The sequence below is a fragment of the Kribbella sp. NBC_00382 genome (assembly GCF_036067295.1).
Classification (GTDB): Bacteria; Actinomycetota; Actinomycetes; order Propionibacteriales; family Kribbellaceae; genus Kribbella.
The window spans coordinates 4,063,664-4,081,683 of record NZ_CP107954.1 but is presented as its reverse complement, the minus strand read 5'-3'; the positions used below and the strand labels follow the sequence as shown (position 1 = coordinate 4,081,683).

Genomic DNA, 18,020 nt, shown 5'->3' with positions numbered 1-18,020 from the left:
GGTCCCGCCGCGACAGCTACCGGCCCGCCGATGTGAAGGTCGATCGCCGGGGCCGCTAGATTGGCCCGCATGTCTAACGCGGCCGGGCCGGCCGACACCGTCGACCTGGGGGCGCTGGCAGAGCGACATGGCCTGACCAGAAGCTCCGCCAGACCACCGCTCGGCGCGTACCTCCGGGAACTCTGGGGACGCCGGCAGTTCATCTTCAGCTACGCGCGGGCCCGGACGTACGCCCTGTACGCCGGTGCGCGCCTCGGCTCCGTCTGGCAAGTACTCACGCCACTGATGAACGCCGCCGTGTACTACCTGGCCTTCGGCGTCTTGCTCGGCACCAAGAACGGCATCCACAACTACGCCGCATTCCTGATCTGCGGCATGTTCGTCTTCACGTACACGCAGCGCTCGATGACCGAGGGGTCGCGCTCGCTCGCCCTCAACATGTCGCTGATCCGCACCCTGCACTTCCCGCGGGCGACATTGCCGCTGGCCTACGTGGTCAATGAGCTCAACCAGATGCTGGTCTCGATGGCCATCCTGTTCGCCTTCGTCGGGCTGACCGACGGGCCGAGCCGGCGGTGGCTGATGGTGGTGCCGGCGCTGGCGATGCAGACGATGTTCAACCTCGGGATGACTCTGATCTTCGCCCGGATCGGGACCTTCGTGTCCGACATCAGCCAGCTGCTGCCGTTCGTGACCCGGACCTGGCTGTACGCCTCGGGCATCTTCTTCTCGATCCCCGACAAGCTCCGCGCTCTGGACGCGCCGGGCTGGGTGATCCAGCTGCTGTCGTTCAACCCGATCTCGGCGTACATCGACCTGGTACGCCGCTCGCTGCTCCGCGAGCACGCCCGGAACGAATTGCCGCACGCCTGGTCGATCGCGGCCGGCTGGGCGATCGTCGTACTGGTCGGCGGGTTCGTGTTCTTCTGGCGCGCGGAGGACCGGTACGGCCGTGGCTGACCCTCAAAAAGAGCAGATTCCGACCGTCATCGCCGACGACGTCAACATCATCTACAAGGTGATCGCCGGGCAGGGCGGCAAGGGCACGGCGGCGACCGCGTTCCGGCGGATCCTCAAGCGCCAGGACCGCCCGACGATCCGCGAGGTGCACGCGGTCAAGAGCGTCACCTTCACGGCGTACAAGGGCGATGCGATCGGCGTGATCGGCCGCAACGGGTCCGGCAAGTCGACGCTGCTGCGCGCGATCGCCGGGCTGCTGCCGCCCGCGTCGGGCGCGATCTATACCGGCGGGCAGCCGTCGCTGCTCGGCGTCAACGCGGCGATGATGAACGACCTGACCGGCGACCGCAACGTCGTGCTCGGCTGCCTGGCGATGGGGATGTCACCGGCCGAGATCACCGCCCGGTACGACGAGATCGTCGAGTTCTCCGGCATCGGCGACTTCATCGACCTGCCGATGTCGACGTACTCGTCCGGCATGGCGGCCCGGCTGAAGTTCGCGATCGCCTCCGCCAAGACCCACGACATCCTCCTCGTCGACGAGGCCCTGGCCACCGGCGACGCCGAGTTCCGGGTCCGCTCGGAGCAGAAGATCAAAGACCTCCGCTCCGAGGCCGGCACCGTCTTCCTGGTCAGCCACAGCCTCGACGTAGTACTGGACACCTGCAACCGAGCCATCTGGCTCGACAAGGGCATCCTCCGCATGGACGGCGACGTCCGAGAGGTAGTAGCCGCCTACACCCGCGAAGCAACAGCAGCCCGGTAGCTCCTCCGCTCAGCGAAGGAGCTGTCCGGTACTACGCGGAGGCCGGTGCGCCTGGAGCCGTGGCCGGCGGGGCCGGGCGCTCCTGGAGGCCGATGAGGAAGCCGAGGCCCCAGGAGATGTGCATGGTGGCACAGATCAGGGGGAGCCAGAAGAGGGCTTTCCAGGGGAGGTAGCGGCCTTCCATGGCTGAGCCGAACAGCAGCAGGAGGGCGTAGCCGAGCGGGGCCAGGAAGCCCAGGTCGAGGATGGCGGAGCCGGTGGCCAGGCCGATGATGCCGAGGATGGTGCCCAGGGCCAGCAGGATGACCGCGACCGGCGGGGCCAGGTACCGCTTGTTGGCGGTCTCCGGGTGGCGGCGGATGACCTCGCGGCGCCATTGGCCGGTGTGGAAGAACTGCTTGGCGACGTCCTTCAGCGACGAGCGCGGGCGGTACGTCACCGACAGGTCGGGGCTGAACCAGATCAGCCCGCCGGTCTTGCGGATGCGGTAGTTGAGCTCCCAGTCCTGTGCCCTGTGCATCGACTCGTCGAAGCCACCCACTCGCTCCAGCGCAGCACGCCGGAACACACCCAGGTACACGGTGTCAGCCGGTCCGGCCTTGCCGCCCTGATGGAAGGTGGACGCACCAAGACCGAGCCGTGACCGATACGCGCACGCGACGGCCATCTCGATCGGCGTCCGGCCCTCAGCAGCCATCACCCCGCCCACGTTGTCGGCGCCGCTCTCGTGCAGCACCTCCACCGCGCGGGTGATGTAGCCCTGGGTCAGTACGCCGTGCCCGTCGACCCGTACGACGATGTCGTGGCGGGCGTGCGCGATCCCCGTGTTGAGGCCGGCCGGCGTCTTGCCGGTCGGGTTGGCGACGATCGTGATCCGTTTGTCGGCCTCGGCCAGCCGCGCGGCGATCGCCTGGGTTTTGTCCTTGCTCGGACCGATCGCGAGCACCACCTCGAGCTCGCCGGGGTACTCCTGGTCGAGTACGCGGCCTACTGCCTCTTCGAGGTGGCGTTCCTCGTTCAGCACCGGCATCACGACGGAGACGGGGGGCCAGGAAGACAAGGACATGTTCAGGTCAGGCCTTACAGATCGAAGCGACGTCATCGACGTCGTTACCGGGTTTGGACGGGGTGGAGCTGCTCTTGCCGGGCTTGACCGGCGTGGTCGCCTTCTTGCTGGTGCTGCTACTCGGTGCGTTCGTCTTCTTACCGTCTCCGTCATCGGACGACTTGTCCAGCGCTTCCGACTTTCCGATCGCCTCGGCGACCTTGGTCCGGATCAGCGGGAAGTCGGGATTGCCGGTCTTGATCAGCGGCGGGACCGCGGAGAAGCTTGACACCGGCAGCTTCTTCGCGTCCAGCGCCAGGTCCGTGAAGGTACCGAGGTCGCTGGCCGGGATATCCGTGTTGACCACCTTCTTGCTCGCCTTGGCGATGCCCTGGAACTTGGTCAGCACCGTGGTCGGCGAGAGCTGGTTCAGCATCGCCGTCATCACGCACTTCTGCCGGGTCATCCGCTCGTAGTCTGTCGCCCCGGCCCTCGACCGCGCGAACCAGAGTGCGTGATAGCCGTCCAGATGCTGGTTGGCGCCCGGCTCGATGTAGCCCTTGATCGGCCCGCCGATACCGCCGATCGGGACCTTCTTGCCGACGTCGAGGGTGATCCCGCCGACCGCGTTGAGCAGGTCGCGGAAGCCGGCCAGGTCGATCAGTACGTGGTAGTTGACCTTCATCCCGGTGATCGCCTCGACTGCCTGCTTGGTGCCGGTGACGCCAGGATTCGGGTCGCCGGGGAACAGAGCCGGGTGCTCGGCGGAGTACGTATAGACGCCGTTCAGGAGGCAGTTCTCGGCGCAGTCGGTCCAGTGGAAGCCGTCCGGGAACTTCTTGTTCAGCGCCGTACCGGCCGGGAACGGCACCTTGGCCATGTTGCGCGGCAGGCCGATCAGCACGGTACGACCGGTGTTCGCGTCGATGGAGGCCAGCGTGATGCTGTCCGGCCGGGTGCCGATCCGGTCCGCGCCCGAGTCGCCGCCGAGCAGCAGTACGTTGTACCGGCCCTTGTCGGCCTCGGACTTCTTGCCGTTGCCGAACACCGACGCGACGAAGTCACGCTGGGTGGAGACGATCGTGCTGCCCCAGATCAGCACACTCATCACCAGGACGATCAGTACGCCGTCCACGATGCTGGTGGTCAGCCGGTGATTGCGCTCCAGCGTCAGCGGCCGGCCGAGCCGGTACGCGTCGACGAACAGCGCCGCCCAGCCGATCGCGAGCAGGATCAGCAGGATCTGGATGAATCGCAGCGTCTTCGGCGAGACCATCAGGTTGATCGCCCCGGCTCGCCAGATCAGCGACAGCACGATGACGAAGATCACCACCGCGACGATGCCGGCCAGCACCCGCCAGACCCACCGGCCCGCCTTCTTGCTGCCGGCCGCGATCTGCGCGGATCCGGGCAGCAGCAACGTCATCAGCAGCAAAGTGAGCGCTCGCTTGAACCGTACCGGCTCGCTGAGACTGCGCAGGTCTGGCTTCTCCTGCGGCATAAGTCCTTCCGTTCTCCCGTGGCATGACGACCCCACCTTCTCAGGCGCGCCAACATGCCTCCTGTTCCCCACTCCCATCCGGTACGACGTACCGGGTGGTGCCATGGTTCGAGCCGGGCGGATCCGGAGACGAAGGGTAACAGCCCGTTTACCGGGTGCAGACACCGACGTGGCCGCAGGTTTACCCCTGTACTACGCCCTGACGGGAACTTTTCACCTCTTTGTGATGGCCCCGACCGGGGTCGATCGGATACGAAGAGTCCTGGGCCGACTACGGCCTGCTCGCGCCGCCCCCGACCGCGAGCACACTAGTGAGGACAGGAAACCGCCCATGAGACTGTTCCGTACCCTTGCCGCGACCACCGTCGCGCTCAGCGCCGCGCTGCTCGGCAGCAGCCAGGCACTCGCCGTCGAGGTCTCACCACAGGCCTCCGGACCGGCCGTCACCGCCGCACCTGGCACCGACTACACCGGTATCGCGGCACTCAGCAACTGCTCCGGTTCACTCGTCCGGTACGCCAGCTCGGTGTCGACCGATCCCGCGCTGATCCTCACCAACGGCCACTGCTACGAGGGCGGCATGCCCAGCCCCGGCCAGGTGATCGTCAACCGGTCCTCCACCCGTTCGTTCACCCTGCTCAAGCCGAGCTCCAGCAACGCGGGCACCGTCCGGGCCAACCGGGTCCTGTACTCGACGATGACCAAGACCGACATCACCCTGTACCGCCTGACCGAGACGTACGCCGCGATCCAGTCCCGGCTGAACGTCACCCCGCTGACCCTGGCCCAGGCCGCACCCGCTGATGGCGCCGGCATGGCCGTCGTCTCCGGCTACTGGAAGCGGATCTACACCTGCTCTGTGCAGTCCACCATCCCTGAACTGCGCGAAGGTGGCTGGGTCTTCAAGAGCTCGATCAAGTACCGCCAGCCCGGCTGCGAGACCATCGGCGGCACCTCGGGTTCGCCGATCGTCAGCACCTCCACCGGTCAGGTCATCGGCGTCAACAACACCGGCAACGAAGACGGCGAACGCTGCACCCTGAACAACCCGTGCGAGGTCGACGCCAACGGCAACATCACCGTCCAGAAGGGCGCGGCGTACGGCCAGCAGACCTGGTGGCTCTACACCTGCCTCTCCTCCACCCGCACCCTCGACCTCAACAAGACCGGCTGCCAGCTGGCAAAGCCCGCCCGCTAACCAACTGGACAGCACCCGGCGACCACCTAGCTTGCGCGGGTGGTCGCCGGTGTCCTATCCCCCACCTGTACTTGTGTCGCGGGCCTGCGTCTTGAGCCCACCCGAAGCGTCACGGATACCAGCCAGCTCGCACTGCATCCGGATTGATATGTAGACGATCCGCGCTCCCGGCCGCCTGCGGGGCGCGCGGGTGCCGGGTGAGTCAGCCCTGTGGGCACCGCCCGGTGTGGGCTTGGTTCGGAACCAGCCACCGCGGCCCATTCCGCGATCCCTCGGATGCCCGCGCTTGCTCCTTGATGATCCGGAGCAACCCACACGACAGGATTGGTCACTCTCTGCTATCATCACTTTTCTGCAGATATCCTCAGTATTGTGAGGATATCCGCACTATAGTGAGGATATGGATATGTCAAACCCCGTCAGCACGGTCATCCCCACCCTGGATGGACCCGTATTAGGCGTGCTTGCGCGGACCAGCGCGCCGTTGACCGGTCGGAAGATCCAGCAGCTCGCGGCAGCGGGCGGCGAGACCGGTACGCGGACCGTCCTGAGGCGACTTGCCAGCACCGGACTGGTCGTGGCGACGGAGGTTGGACATTCCGTGCAGTACAGCCTCAACCGCGATCACTTGGCCGCGAATGCCGTGATCGAGCTGACCACACTGCGACAGCGGCTCTTCGACGGTATCGGCCGAGTGATTCAGGGATGGCAGGTCCAGCCCACGCACGCGAGCGTCTTCGGATCGGCTGCGCGCGGTGATGGCGGACTCGACAGCGACATCGATCTGCTGATCGTGCACCGGTTCGACGCCGGAGCTGAGCCGACTCAGATCTGGGTCGATCAAGTCTCCGACCTGGCCGACCAGGTCTACCGCTGGAGCGGGAATCATCTACAGGCCTATGAGCTCAGCTCAGACGGCTTCCTTCAACACCTTCAAGCCGGCGAGCCGATCGTCAAGGAGTGGAGGCGCGATGCCATCACCGTCTCCGGTCCGGAATTCCGCACCTTTATGAACACTCACACCCACGGGCACGGGGCCCCGTGACGCCGCAGGCCGGCCGTACGCAGGAGTGCAACCGCGGACAGGCCATCATCCGACTCACCCAGGCGCGAGCGTTCTTGGAGGTCGCCGAACTAGTTGGCGCCGAAGACGATGAGCTCGCCAACGACAACGTCACTGCTGCCCTGGCCGTTCTCGCTGGAATCGCCGCCGCCGACGCTGCATGTTGCGCAGCTATCGGCCGCCGAGCACGCGGCCAGGACCATCGCCAGGCGATCGGACTGGTCGAGCAGGCCGGCTCAGATGGCAAGCCCCTGGGGAAAGCACTCGGCCGTCTGCTCGACATCAAAGACGGCGCCCACTACGGAATGGTGTACGTCGGAGCGCAACAGGCCAAGACGGCGCTGCGGAACGCGCACACGTTGGTGGACGGAGCAGCTCGTCTCTTGACTTGACGCAAACGGCGGCATTCGGAGCTTGGAGCTGGAAGCATACGGTTCGGGTAGAACCAGCGGGTGCTCATTGGCAGCGTCGGGGCATCGCGATCAAAGCCGAACCCCCTGGTCCGCCGGGCTCGCACGCTGGTGGACCTAGCCATCGGGATCGTGCGCCTCGGACGCTGACAGGCCAGAGCGGGGCCAATGCCCCGCCAGGACCCATGCCACACGAGTCGACTACCCATCACGCTCCAACCCAATGGGTTCGGGTGGGCTCAAGACGTCGGGACGCACGACGAGTACGGGGTGGGTGCTTCATACGGTGGATGGCCGGAAATCGGGATCAGGGTGATGTAGACCACTCTGCATCCGGTATGGTCGCCGCCCATGGCAGTCGACTCGTCTACACCCGGTCAGGTCAGTACGCCCCGGTGGCACAGTCCGCTCTCGGTGAAGCCTCGGCTTGTGCTGTCCAGCGCGCTGATGCTGTTTCTCGAGCTGGCGTTGATTCGCTGGACCGGGTCCAACGTGGTGCACCTGAGTTACTTCTCGAACTTCGTCTTGCTGGGGTCGTTCCTCGGGATCGGGGTCGGGATCCTGCGGTCGGGGCGGGCCAAGCGCCTGCCGTACTACTCCCCCGTCATGCTCGGGTTGCTGGTCGCGGTGATCGCGTGGAAGCCGGTGACGGTCAACCGGGGTAGCTCGTCCAGCGTCATCTACTTCACCAGCCTGAACACCACTGGCCCGCCGACCTGGGTGATCCTGCCGATCATCTTCATCGCTGCCGCTGTGATCCTGGCCGGGCCGGCCGAGTTGGTGGGCCGGTGCTTCGCCGATCTGCCGCGGCTGACGGCGTACCGGTTCGATCTGATCGGCAGCTTGATCGGCATCGTCGCGTTCACGGGGCTGTCGTTCCTGGGTGCGCCGCCGATCTGGTGGGGGCTGATCGTCACGGTCGCCTTCCTGGTGCTGATGGCGCCGCAGCAGAAGATGACCGCGACCGCGCTGAGCGCAGTACTGGTGGCCGCGCCGCTGCTGGTCATGGTGGGCGTGCTCTTCCACGAGTCGACGCGGCCCGAGAACAGCTGGTCGCCGTACTACAAGGTGCAGACCTCTGGATCCGACTTCCAGGGTGTGCCGCTGCTGACGATCACGGTGAACGGGGTGCCGCACCAGCAGGCGATCCCGGCCGACGCGCGGCTGCAGTGGGAGCCGCAGTACGGGCTGCCGTACGAGCGGGCGGCAGCGGGCAAGGCGCCGAAGAACGTACTGATCATCGGCGCCGGCTCCGGTTCCGACGTGGCGATCGCGTTGAAGAAGGGCGCGGAGCATGTCGACGCGGTCGAGATCGATCCGCGGATCCGCGACATCGGCAAGGCCCGGCACCCCGACCACCCGTACCAGGACCCGCGCGTCACGTCCTACATCAACGACGGCCGGGCGTACCTGTCCGGGACCGACAAGAAGTACGACCTGATCCTGCTGGCCCTGCCCGACTCACTGACGCTGGTGAACGGCGCGAGCTCGCTGCGGCTGGAGAGCTACCTGTTCACCAAGCAGGCGTTCGAGAGCGCGAAGGAGCACCTGGCTCCGGGTGGCGCGTTCGCGATGTACAACTACTACCGCGAGACCTGGCTGATCGATCGGCTCGCTTTGACGGCGGAGCAGGCGTTCGGGCACAAGCCCTGTGTGGACAAGGTCGGCGACGATCTGCAGCAGGCCGTCGTGACGGTCGGTCTGACCGAGGCTGACCAGACCTGCGGCAACACGCCGTGGGCCGGGGCGACCGCGATCACGCCGCCGCCGGCGACGGACAACCGGCCGTTCCTGTACCTGTTCACCGACCGGATTCCGTCGCTGTACCTGGTGACATTGGGCCTGGTACTGGTCGCCGGGTTGATCGGCGTCGGGATCGCCGGCGGCGGTTCGTCGTACCGGCGGATGCGGCCGTACACCGACCTGTTCCTGCTCGGCGCGGGCTTCATGCTGTTGGAGACGAAGAGCATCACCGGGTTCGCGCTGCTGTTCGGTACTACGTGGGTGGTCAACGCGATCGTGTTCGCCGGGGTACTGGTCGCCGTGCTCGCCGCTGTCGAAGTGACCCGGCGGTTCAAGACTCCACCGGTGAAGATCATGTACGCCGTACTCGGCGCAGGCCTGCTGTTGAGTTGGCTCTTCCCGGACAGCTGGCTGCTCTCGATGCCGGTCGGACTGCGGGCGCTGGTCGCCGTGGTGATCGCGTTCACACCGATCTTCGCGGCGAACGTGATCTTCGCGAAGCGGTTCACCGACACCGAGGACGGCACCGCCAGTTTCGGCGCCAACCTGCTCGGCGCGATGCTGGGCGGCTGTCTGGAGTACGCGGCCCTGATCATCGGCTTCGACGGCCTGCTGATCATTGCCGCCCTCCTCTACGCCGGTGCCTTCCTCCTCCGCCCGAAAGGCACCTCAGTAGTCAATGCCTGATCCACTCACCTGGGTCGAGCAAGTCACCGGAGGCACGGTCACCCGCGCAGAACGCCTGCGCGGGGGCTGGACCTCCGAGATGCGGCGGGTTGACGTCGACCTGCCGCGTGGGTCCCAGACCTTCGTACTACGAACCTTCGTCGACGAGTTCTTCGTCAAGCACGCGCACGGGCTGCTGACTCGCGAGGCCAAGGTCCTCGGCCAGCTGGCCGACACCGACGTACCCGCGGCCGCATGCGTCGGAGTGGACGCGGAAGCCCGGTACTGCGACCACCCGTCGCTGCTGATGACCCTGCTCCCGGGCTCCGTACACGTGGAGGAGGCTGGAGCCGCCGACCGAGCCCGCGAACTGGCTCGGCAACTCGCCGCGATCCACCGGGTCGAGATCGGGGAAAGGCCTCGCGAGTACCAGCCCTGGACGGACCCGGACCGCGTTCGGGTGCCGTCCACAACAAGTCGGCCGGGCGTCTGGGCAGCCGCGGTCGACTACCTGCGGCGGGAGCCGCCGGAGTACGAAGGCGCCTTCCTGCACAGGGATTTCCATCCAGGGAACGTGTTGTTCGACGGTGACGGGGTCAGCGGCGTGGTCGATTGGGTGGAGACCTCGTGGGGGCCGGCCGATCTCGACGTTGCCCACTGCTCGACCGCGCTCGCGTTGCTCCACGGACCAGACGCCGGGCGCGAATTCCGCAACCTGTACGTCGCTGCAGGTGGGCGCGAACTGGCAAAGCGCGATGACCACCGCTACTGGCTGTTGCTGGATGCCCTCGCCTTCGCGCCAGATGCGGAGAAGGTCGCCGCACCGTGGCGCGACCTCGGGCGGACCGACCTGACCCCTGAACTTCTCCAGGAACGCCTCGAGCTTTATCTCGAGTCAGTGCTCAGTTAAACCGTTAACGTGCGGAGAACTGCTCACGTCTAGACAGGGTGGGCAGTTTTGCGCATGATCTTCTCGAGCGCTCCCCGAAGTTCGCCCCACTTCGTCTGGAGGTTGCGAGATGAGAATCCGTCGCTTCGCCCTGCCCTTCGCCGCTGCGCTGGGTCTGTTGACAGCTCTGCTGTCGGCCGGCCCGGCCGCCGCGGTCGGCGTCACCCCTGGCACTTACGTCAACTACACCTTCGATGCCGCGTCGCTGACGCAGGCCGAGTTCCGGATGACGATCCAGGAAGCGCCCGGCCGCGCCAACGTGTACTGGTCGAACCAGTTCCAGTTCACCGGCGGCGACGTCGGCGGCTACACCGGCATGCAGACCCACCGCGATGGCGGTGGCATGTTCCTGTACTCCCTGTGGAACTCGACCGACTGGAAGGCCGGTTCGGCCGGTACGTACTGCATCCAGTTCTCCGAGGACGGGACCGGCGGTAGCTGCCGTCTCGACCAGGCGCCGACGCCTGGGCACACCTACGGCTTCACCGTCGCCAGTGAAGGCAGCGGTTGGTACGGCGTGACCGTGCGCGACCTGACTGCCGGGACCTCGTTCAAGCTGGGCAGTCTGCAGACAGGTGCCGGCAACACGATCAGTACGTCGGGCATGGTCAGCTGGACCGAGTACTTCGACTGGAACAACAACAGCGCGACCTGTGCCGACGAGCCCTACTCCAAGCTCTCCATGGCTCTACCGACGTCGCCCACCGCTACAGCGCACTTCACCGGCAACTCGGAGAGCAGCGGATGCGCTGCTGACAGCCAGGTCACGGTCAGCGGCAGCACCGCCGTACAGGAGAACGGGATCGGCAACTCGTCGTCAGCTGACATCCGGGGCAGCAGCGGTTGCCTGGACGTCTCCGGAGGCAGCAGTACGAACGGTACGGCGATCCTGCTGTACACCTGCACCGGCGGGAACAACCAGAACTGGGTGCACTCGGAGAACGGCTCCATCCGCGCACTGTTCAGCTGCCTGGACGCCAGCGCGACCCAGCCGGGCGCAGTGGTCCTGTACGGCTGCCACGGTGGAGCAAACCAGTCCTGGACCGCACAAGCCGACGGGACTCTCCGCAACGCGTCCTCAGGCCTCTGCCTGACCGCCCCGGCCAGCATGGGCAGCGCAGTACAGGCAGCAACCTGTACCGGCGCCAGCAACCAGCGCTGGACGCTGCCGCAGTGACCTCAGCCGCCCTCAGGCGAGTAGCTAGGGAACTGCTGCGGACCTGAGGGCGGCACGGTAGGCGGCACCTGCCGGCGGCGGACGAAGTAGAGGACCAGGAACACCAGCGCCAGGACTGTGCCGACCAGGAAGGACGCGATGGCGGCCAGTACGGAATAGGCGAAGCCTGTCGAGGTGCTGCGAGGGCCCAGGGCGTAGATGGCGCTGGACTCTTTGTCGTTGCAGGTGGCGATGTAGTCGCCTGGGGGGACATGGTCGCGCGTGCGGGCGACGGCGTACCAGACGTCGTCGTCGACGGTGAGGGTCTCGCCTTGCTCGGGTGGGATGAGCTCGAGTACTGCGCCGTTGGCGTCGCGAACGTCGCACGGCGCGCGTAGTACCGGCACGGACGCGTAGACCGTCAGGCCGACCGTGTCGAGGTGGATCGTGCCGCTGTCGACCCACTGCGGTTCCTGCGGCAAGGTGTGCACGACACGGTTGATGAACAGCCCGGTCAACGCCAGACCTGCAACAAAACAAGCGATTGCGAGCCACAGCAACGTCCTGCGCGCCGGCGCAACCGGTTGCCCGGCGTAGACGGTCATCCCCGGACGCTAGCTGTCCTGGGGACGATCTTGCGGACGGTCCTGCGGACGATCCGGATTGGGACCCGGGTTGTAAGTGCTGGGCGGCGGGTAGCCCGGGAACGTGTTGCCCGGCTGACTCCCCGGCCCGTACTGCGGCCCGCCGGGCTGCGGGTAGCTGGACGGCGGATAGCTGGGCGGGGTCCCAGGCTGCGGGTAGCCAGGTTGGCCGGGGCGGAAGGTGATATTCGCGTTGCGTTTGCGGCGGCGACCGCCGGCGGCGAGCAGGACCGAGCCGAGGGCGATGAAGATGATCAGCGAGAACACGAGACCCAGAATCGCCAGTACGAAGGTGAGGATCGACATCCGTGGCGCCACGAAGTACGCCACATCGTCCTCGGAGGAGATGCAGTTGACCGCATAGTCGCCGGCCGGCACCGGACTCTCCGAGCGGGCGATCGAGTACCACTCTTTCCCGTTGATCTCGAGCGACGTCGAGGTGTCGGACACCAGCGGCACGTCGGCGCCGTCCCCGCTCTTCACCTCACAGGTCGCCCGCACCCCGTCCTCCGACGCCCACAGCGTCAGCCCCTGCTTGGACAGATGCACCAGCCCGCCCTCGATCGGCTTCGGCGAACTCGGCACGTTCCGCACGATCAGTACGACGAAGAACGCGGCCAGCACGGCGCCGACGACGAAGCTGGCGATCCCGAGTCGTTTCATGCCCGAATGCTAGTGCCGCTCACGGGGCACTTACCGCAAAGCGAGGTCTTACGGTACGCCGATGAGCCGCAACCCCGCCGCGATCGCAGCAGCCGCGACGACGATGAGCACGAACGGCGCCTTCCGCCACGCGAGTACTCCGCCGACCAGGACCCCCGCAGGTCGCGCGATCCCGGCGTCGCCATGACCGTCCGTCAACGCAGCCGTCGCCACCAGCGCGGCCAGCAGCACAACCGCAGCCGCCGCCATCACCTGCTGAGCCCGCTCGGGCAGCTCGAATCGCGTCCGCAGCAACGGCCCGGCCAGTCGCAGCGAAAAGGTGCCTACGGCAAGTACCAGGATCCCGGCCACCAGCATCATGTTCATCCGACCGTCTTTAATGCTGGCTTCTCAGCGCGATAGAACAGCAACCCCACAAGGGCAAACAGCACCGGCAACCCCGCGGGCAGGAAGGGCGTCGCCACCAACGCGACCACCACACCAACAGCAGCAGCCGTCCGCGTCGACCTATCGCGCAGCGCCGGCAACACCAGCGCAAGCAGCACAGCAGGAAAAGCAGCATCCAGCCCGAACACATCGGTATCGGTGATCACCGAACCGGCCGCCGCACCGATCACCACCCCAATGTTCCAGCAGATGAAGATCCCGATCCCGCACGCCCAGTACGCGGCCCGCTTCTGCCGCAGGTCCTCCTGCCCCAATGCGAAGGCGACGTTCTCGTCCGTCATCAGATGACTCCCCGGCAACCGTCGCCAGCCACTACCGATCACATCACTAAGAGCCAACCCAAAGGCGACATGCCGGGTGTTCACCAGCAACCCCGCGATCGTCGCAGCGATCGGGCTGCCGCCGGCCGCCACGATCCCGACGAACAGGAACTGCGACGCCCCGGCGAACACGAGCAGAGACAACGCCACCGGCACCCAGAGCTGAAGTCCCCCACCGACGCTGATCGCGCCATACGACAACCCGACCACGCCATCAGCCAGACAGACCAGCCCGATGTCCCGCAGCAGCCCACGATCTAATGTTCGCCATATCGAACGCATGAAGTTTATGATGAACAGATCACAAGCGTTCGTCAACCCGAACACCTGGACCGATGGAGCGAACACCGATGGACAGCAAGGCACCACTCGACGTGATCGCGTCCTCATTGCGGGCAGCCCGGGGCAGGGCCGGGCTCTCCCTCACCGAGGTCGCCAAGCGTGCGGGCGTCGCGAAGTCCACCCTGTCCCAGCTGGAGTCGGGCACCGGCAACCCGAGCGTCGAGACGCTCTGGGCGCTCTGCGTCGCGCTGGAGATCCAGTTCGCCGACCTGCTCGAACCGCCCCGCCCGAAGGTCCAGGTGATCCGGGCGAACGAGGGCCCGGCGATCTACTCGGAGCGCTCGGACTACAGCGCGACCCTGGTCGCCGCCAGCCCGCCACACGCCCGGCGCGACCTCTACCGCATCGTCGTCGCTCCCGGCCCGGGCCGTGAGTCCCAGCCCCACATGCCGGGCACGGTCGAACACGTAGTACTGGGCAGTGGGCGCGCTCTGATCGGGCCGCTGGAGGACCCGGTCGAGCTACACCCCGGCGACTACATCGCCTATCCCGGCGACGTGCCCCACTTGTTCAAGGCACTCGTCGCCAACACCACCGCAGTACTTGTCTCGGAAACTTCCTAGTTTTTCTTGGCGATTCCGCCGGCGATGCATTCCTCGATCTGGCTGAGCGGCCGCACGCGCGGGCCGTCCGGCCACCACTCGTCGCACAGCACCAGGCCCGGCTCGACCATCTCGAGGTCGCCGAACATCTCGGCGATCTTCACGTGGGTGCGGAACAGGCCGCTGCCCATCGGGCTGTGGGTGAACCGCTCCTCCAGCGCCCGTGCGGTCTTGGCGTGCGCCGGCGTCTCCGGGTCGAGGAAGTGCGAGATCACCACGTACGAGCCCGGCGCCAGCGCATCGGCGTACCGCTTGATCAGGTCGGGGCCGTCGTCGCCCAGGTAGTGGTGCATCGTGCCGTTCTGGATCAGCGCGATCGGCTGGCTGAAGTCGAGGAACTCCCGCACGGCCGGGTTGTCCAGCACCTCGTCAGGCTTGAAGATGTCGGCGCTGACGAACAGGGTCTGGTCGTTCTCCTCCAGCAGCGCGCGGCCGTGCGCGAGCACCACCGGGTCGTTGTCGATGTAGAGGATCTTGGCCGTCGGCTGCAGCCGCTGGACGACCTGGTGCGTGTTCTCCGCGGTCGGCAGACCGGATCCGCAGTCCAGGTACTGCGTGATGCCTGCCTGACCCGCCAGGAAGCGGCACGCGCGGATCAGGAAGTTGCGGTTGGACCAGGCCAGATCGGTCACCTGCGGGGCCACCGTCGCCACCTGGCGCAGCACCTCGCGGTCGATCTCGAAGTTGTCCTTACCGCCGAGGAAGGCGTCGTAGACCCGCGCGATGCTGGCGCGTGTGGTGTCCACCCCGACCGGCACCGAGCTCGGGGAAACCTTGGCGTCGGACATGGGCGACCTCGCAGATCATCGGGAAAAATAGGCTTGGAGGTATGACCCTACTAACAGTAGGGGATCGATTCCAGCTCGTGGGGGCGCGTCGGCCTGCCCCGGTCTGCCCCGAATCGTGAAATGATCCAGGCTTGCGTCGGCGAACAGGGAGGACGGGGCGGTGACAGAGCAAGGCGCGCCCGGCGGGCCGACCGCCCTGCGGATCATGCTCGGCGCCCACCTTCGCCGGATGCGCGAGCAGGCCGGCATCAGCCGCGGCCAGGCCGGGTACGCGATCCGCGGCTCCGAGTCGAAGATCAGCCGGCTCGAGCTGGGCCGGGTCGGCTTCAAGGTCCGCGACGTCGAGGACCTGCTCAGCCTGTACGAACTCGCCGACCCGGACGAGCGGGACCGGCTGATCAACCTGGCCAAGCAGGCGAACAACCCGGGCTGGTGGCAACGTTACGACGACCTCACGCCGAACTGGTTCCACTCCTACCTCGGCCTGGAGATGGCCGCCGAGCTGATCCGTACCTACGAGATCCAGTTCGTGCCCGGCCTGCTGCAGACCCCCGACTACGCCCGGGCGGTGACCCGGCTCGGCCGCGGTGAGCGCCCGTTGCCGGCCGCCGAGATCGACCGGCTGGTCGCGCTGCGCAAGACCCGGCAGCAGATCCTCGAGGGATCGAATCCGACCCGGCTCTGGGCGATCGTCGACGAGGCCGTCCTGCGCCGCCCGATCGGCGGCCGCGCCGTCCTGCGCGCCCAGCTCGAGCACCTCGCCGAGGTGTCCCGGCTGCCGAACGTGACACTGCAGATCCTGCCGTTCAGCTCGGGCGGGTACGCGTCCACCGGCGGCGCGTTCACGCTGCTCCGGTTCGCCGACGCAGACCTGCCCGACGTGGTCTACATCGAGCACCTGACCAGCGCCGTCTACCTGGACAAGCGGGAGGACCTGGACGAGTACGTGATCACCATGGACTCGCTGTCGATCGCGGCCAGCACCCCGCGCAGGACCCAGGAACTGCTCACCGAGATCACCAAAACTTTCACCTGAAGTGATCCGATGAGCACGATCGGTGAGCCAACGTCAGGGCTTGGTAAACCGACAACCATCTGCCCCCCGAGTACGTCATATTGTGTGCGCCCAACTCTCCCCTGGACGGAGTTGTAGACACACCGATGTCGAGTGACCAGCACGAGCCGGAACCATCGCATCGCCGCGCCCGGCGGGCGGCCCCACGACGTCGAGCGGGCAAGCGGCGTCGGACTAGGGCCGTGCTCGGGCTGACGCTGCTCGGAGCGCTGATCCCCGGTACCGGCTACCTGTTCGCCGGCCGGAAGAAGCTCGGCGCGGTGGTACTCACGATCAGCGTCGGCCTGCTGGCGGTCGCGGCCTATCTCGGGCTGACCCAGCGGAAGCGGGTCCTCGAGCTTGCCGTCGCGCCGGATCAGCTGCGGTACGTGACGATCGGGCTCGTCCTGCTCGGCACGCTCTGGATCGTCGTCATCGTCACCACCCACCGCGCGCTGCGGTCGGGCATCGCCACTCCCGCCTCGCGGGTCGGCGGCGCGCTCCTGGTCGGCACGCTCAGCTTCGCGGTCGCAGTACCGACCGCGCTCGGAGTACAGACCGCGCGGACCCAGCAGGACCTCGTGCAGACAGTATTTGCCGGGGGCAACAGTAAGAGCGCGACCCGGCCGACGATCAAGAACAAGAAGGACCCCTGGGCCGGCAAGCCGCGGCTCAACGTGCTGCTGCTCGGCGCCGACGACGGCGCCGACCGCGACGGCGTCCGGACCGATACGGTGATCGTCGCGAGCATCGACACGGTGAGCGGCAACGTCTCGCTGATCTCGCTGCCGCGGAAGCTGACCTTCATGCCGTTCCCGGAGGGCACCAAGCTGCACGACGCCTACCCGGACGGCTTCGGCAAAGAGGGCATCAGCGTCCAGGACCGGCTCGAGTGGATGCTCGACGCGATCTACAAGAACGTGCCGGCCCAGCAGGGCAAGGACATCGTCGGGCCGTCCGACAATGTGGGCGCCGACATCCTCAAGCTCTCCGTCGGCGAAGCCATCGGGGTGAAGCTGGACTACTACGTCCAGATCAACCTGGCCGGCTTCACCCAGCTGGTCAACGCGCTCGGCGGGATCACCGTCAACATCAACTACCCGATCCCGGTCGGCGGCAGCGACGACGCCAAGCGGCCGCCGAACTACTACCTCCAACCCGCGCAGAACAAGCACCTCTGGGGCCTCGAAGCGCTCTGGTACGCCCGCGGCCGGTACCACATCCCGAACCCGGACGACGCCCGCAGCGCCCGCCAGCGGTGCGCCATCCACGCCATCGCCCAGGCCGCGACGCCGGCCAACCTGCTGAAGAGCTATCGCAGCCTGGCCGAGGTCGGCAAGAACATGCTGCGCACCGACATCACCCAGGACCTGCTGCCGGCCTTCCTCGAGCTCGCGCTGAAGATCAAGTCCGCGAAGGTGTCCGAGGTGGCGCTGGACGGGCACGAGCTCAAGTTCGCCTACCTGCACCCGGACTACGACGGCCTGCGCGCAACGGTCGCGGCAGCGCTGGCCGCCAAGCCAGTCTCCAAGCCGACCACTCCGGCCACCTCCGGTACGCCGAAGCCCGGCAAGCCCACCACCGGCAAGCCCACCACCGGGAAGCCGACGACGGGAAAGCCCTCGACCCCGAGCACCGCGGCCCCCGCCGACCTCGCGAACGCCTGCGAGTACCACCCGGTCGAAACACCATAAGGAAGTAGA

The 18,020-nt window shown here is 66.8% G+C and carries 18 protein-coding genes; 11 read left to right on the top strand and 7 right to left on the bottom strand.

The features are described from left to right. The first annotated feature begins 69 nt into the window (after positions 1–69). Both OHA70_RS19915 and OHA70_RS19910 read left to right on the top strand, forming a co-directional pair. Complete coding sequence (locus OHA70_RS19915; RefSeq protein WP_328334743.1) at positions 70–960, top strand: ABC transporter permease; 891 nt, start codon at positions 70–72, stop codon at positions 958–960. Then, positions 953–1,726, top strand: coding sequence for an ABC transporter ATP-binding protein (locus OHA70_RS19910; RefSeq protein WP_328334741.1), 774 nt, complete (start codon positions 953–955; stop codon positions 1,724–1,726). The genes OHA70_RS19915 and OHA70_RS19910 overlap by 8 nt, the downstream gene beginning before the upstream one ends. 31 nt (positions 1,727–1,757) lie before the next feature. Here the strand turns inward: OHA70_RS19910 and OHA70_RS19905 are convergent, their stop codons facing one another. Both OHA70_RS19905 and OHA70_RS19900 read right to left on the bottom strand, forming a co-directional pair. Beyond that, entirely contained in the window at positions 1,758–2,792 is a 1,035-nt protein-coding gene (locus tag OHA70_RS19905) for a glycosyltransferase family 2 protein (protein ID WP_328334739.1), read from the bottom strand. 7 nt (positions 2,793–2,799) lie between these two features. Continuing rightward, entirely contained in the window at positions 2,800–4,272 is a 1,473-nt protein-coding gene (locus OHA70_RS19900) for an LCP family protein (protein ID WP_328334737.1), read from the bottom strand. A 331-nt stretch (positions 4,273–4,603) separates the two neighbouring features. On the opposite strand from OHA70_RS19900, the gene OHA70_RS19895 reads away from it, so the two are divergent. The 6 genes from OHA70_RS19895 (at position 4,604) to OHA70_RS19870 (ending at position 11,478) form a co-directional block, all read left to right on the top strand. Continuing rightward, positions 4,604–5,470 carry a S1 family peptidase gene (locus OHA70_RS19895; protein WP_328334735.1) on the top strand — a complete coding sequence of 289 codons (867 nt, stop codon included), beginning with the start codon at positions 4,604–4,606 and terminating at the stop codon, positions 5,468–5,470. A gap of 406 nt (positions 5,471–5,876) precedes the next feature. Then, positions 5,877–6,515 carry a nucleotidyltransferase domain-containing protein gene (locus OHA70_RS19890; RefSeq protein WP_328334733.1) on the top strand — a complete coding sequence of 213 codons (639 nt, stop codon included), beginning with the start codon at positions 5,877–5,879 and terminating at the stop codon, positions 6,513–6,515. Beyond that, the gene (locus OHA70_RS19885; RefSeq protein WP_328334731.1) at positions 6,512–6,925 is read left to right on the top strand and encodes a hypothetical protein; all 414 of its coding nucleotides are present in this window, start codon (positions 6,512–6,514) and stop codon (positions 6,923–6,925) included. Before OHA70_RS19890 ends, OHA70_RS19885 begins: the two co-directional genes overlap by 4 nt. A gap of 369 nt (positions 6,926–7,294) precedes the next feature. Beyond that, positions 7,295–9,373 carry a spermidine synthase gene (locus tag OHA70_RS19880; RefSeq protein ID WP_328334729.1) on the top strand — a complete coding sequence of 693 codons (2,079 nt, stop codon included), beginning with the start codon at positions 7,295–7,297 and terminating at the stop codon, positions 9,371–9,373. Beyond that, the gene (locus OHA70_RS19875; protein ID WP_328334727.1) at positions 9,366–10,262 is read left to right on the top strand and encodes a phosphotransferase family protein; all 897 of its coding nucleotides are present in this window, start codon (positions 9,366–9,368) and stop codon (positions 10,260–10,262) included. The genes OHA70_RS19880 and OHA70_RS19875 overlap by 8 nt, the downstream gene beginning before the upstream one ends. Before the next feature lie 109 nt (positions 10,263–10,371). Beyond that, a complete protein-coding gene (locus OHA70_RS19870; protein ID WP_328334725.1) occupies positions 10,372–11,478 on the top strand; it encodes a ricin-type beta-trefoil lectin domain protein in 1,107 nt (368 codons plus the stop codon). Between the two features lie 2 nt (positions 11,479–11,480). Here the strand turns inward: OHA70_RS19870 and OHA70_RS19865 are convergent, their stop codons facing one another. From OHA70_RS19865 to OHA70_RS19850, 4 genes are read right to left on the bottom strand one after another with little or no spacing between them, the layout of a single operon-like run. Then, positions 11,481–12,062, bottom strand: coding sequence for a hypothetical protein (locus OHA70_RS19865; protein WP_328334723.1), 582 nt, complete (start codon positions 12,060–12,062; stop codon positions 11,481–11,483). A 9-nt stretch (positions 12,063–12,071) separates the two neighbouring features. Further along, positions 12,072–12,764, bottom strand: a complete 693-nt coding sequence (locus OHA70_RS19860; protein ID WP_328334721.1) for a hypothetical protein — start codon at positions 12,762–12,764, stop codon at positions 12,072–12,074. A 48-nt stretch (positions 12,765–12,812) separates the two neighbouring features. Next, positions 12,813–13,130, bottom strand: coding sequence for an AzlD domain-containing protein (locus OHA70_RS19855; RefSeq protein WP_328334719.1), 318 nt, complete (start codon positions 13,128–13,130; stop codon positions 12,813–12,815). Next, entirely contained in the window at positions 13,127–13,813 is a 687-nt protein-coding gene (locus OHA70_RS19850) for an AzlC family ABC transporter permease (RefSeq protein WP_328334717.1), read from the bottom strand. The genes OHA70_RS19855 and OHA70_RS19850 overlap by 4 nt, the downstream gene beginning before the upstream one ends. A 68-nt stretch (positions 13,814–13,881) precedes the next feature. Between OHA70_RS19850 and OHA70_RS19845 the strand changes: the two genes are divergently transcribed. Further along, positions 13,882–14,436, top strand: a complete 555-nt coding sequence (locus OHA70_RS19845) for a helix-turn-helix domain-containing protein (RefSeq protein WP_328334715.1) — start codon at positions 13,882–13,884, stop codon at positions 14,434–14,436. Here the strand turns inward: OHA70_RS19845 and OHA70_RS19840 are convergent. Beyond that, the gene (locus OHA70_RS19840) at positions 14,433–15,263 is read right to left on the bottom strand and encodes an SAM-dependent methyltransferase (RefSeq protein WP_328334713.1); all 831 of its coding nucleotides are present in this window, start codon (positions 15,261–15,263) and stop codon (positions 14,433–14,435) included. The genes OHA70_RS19845 and OHA70_RS19840 overlap by 4 nt on opposite strands. Positions 15,264–15,423: 160 nt before the next feature. Between OHA70_RS19840 and OHA70_RS19835 the strand changes: the two genes are divergently transcribed. Together OHA70_RS19835 and OHA70_RS19830 are read left to right on the top strand one after the other, a co-directional pair. Beyond that, positions 15,424–16,299, top strand: coding sequence for a helix-turn-helix domain-containing protein (locus OHA70_RS19835; protein WP_328334711.1), 876 nt, complete (start codon positions 15,424–15,426; stop codon positions 16,297–16,299). Between the two features lie 221 nt (positions 16,300–16,520). Then, positions 16,521–18,011, top strand: coding sequence for an LCP family protein (locus OHA70_RS19830; protein WP_328334709.1), 1,491 nt, complete (start codon positions 16,521–16,523; stop codon positions 18,009–18,011). The last annotated feature ends 9 nt before the right edge of the window (positions 18,012–18,020 follow it).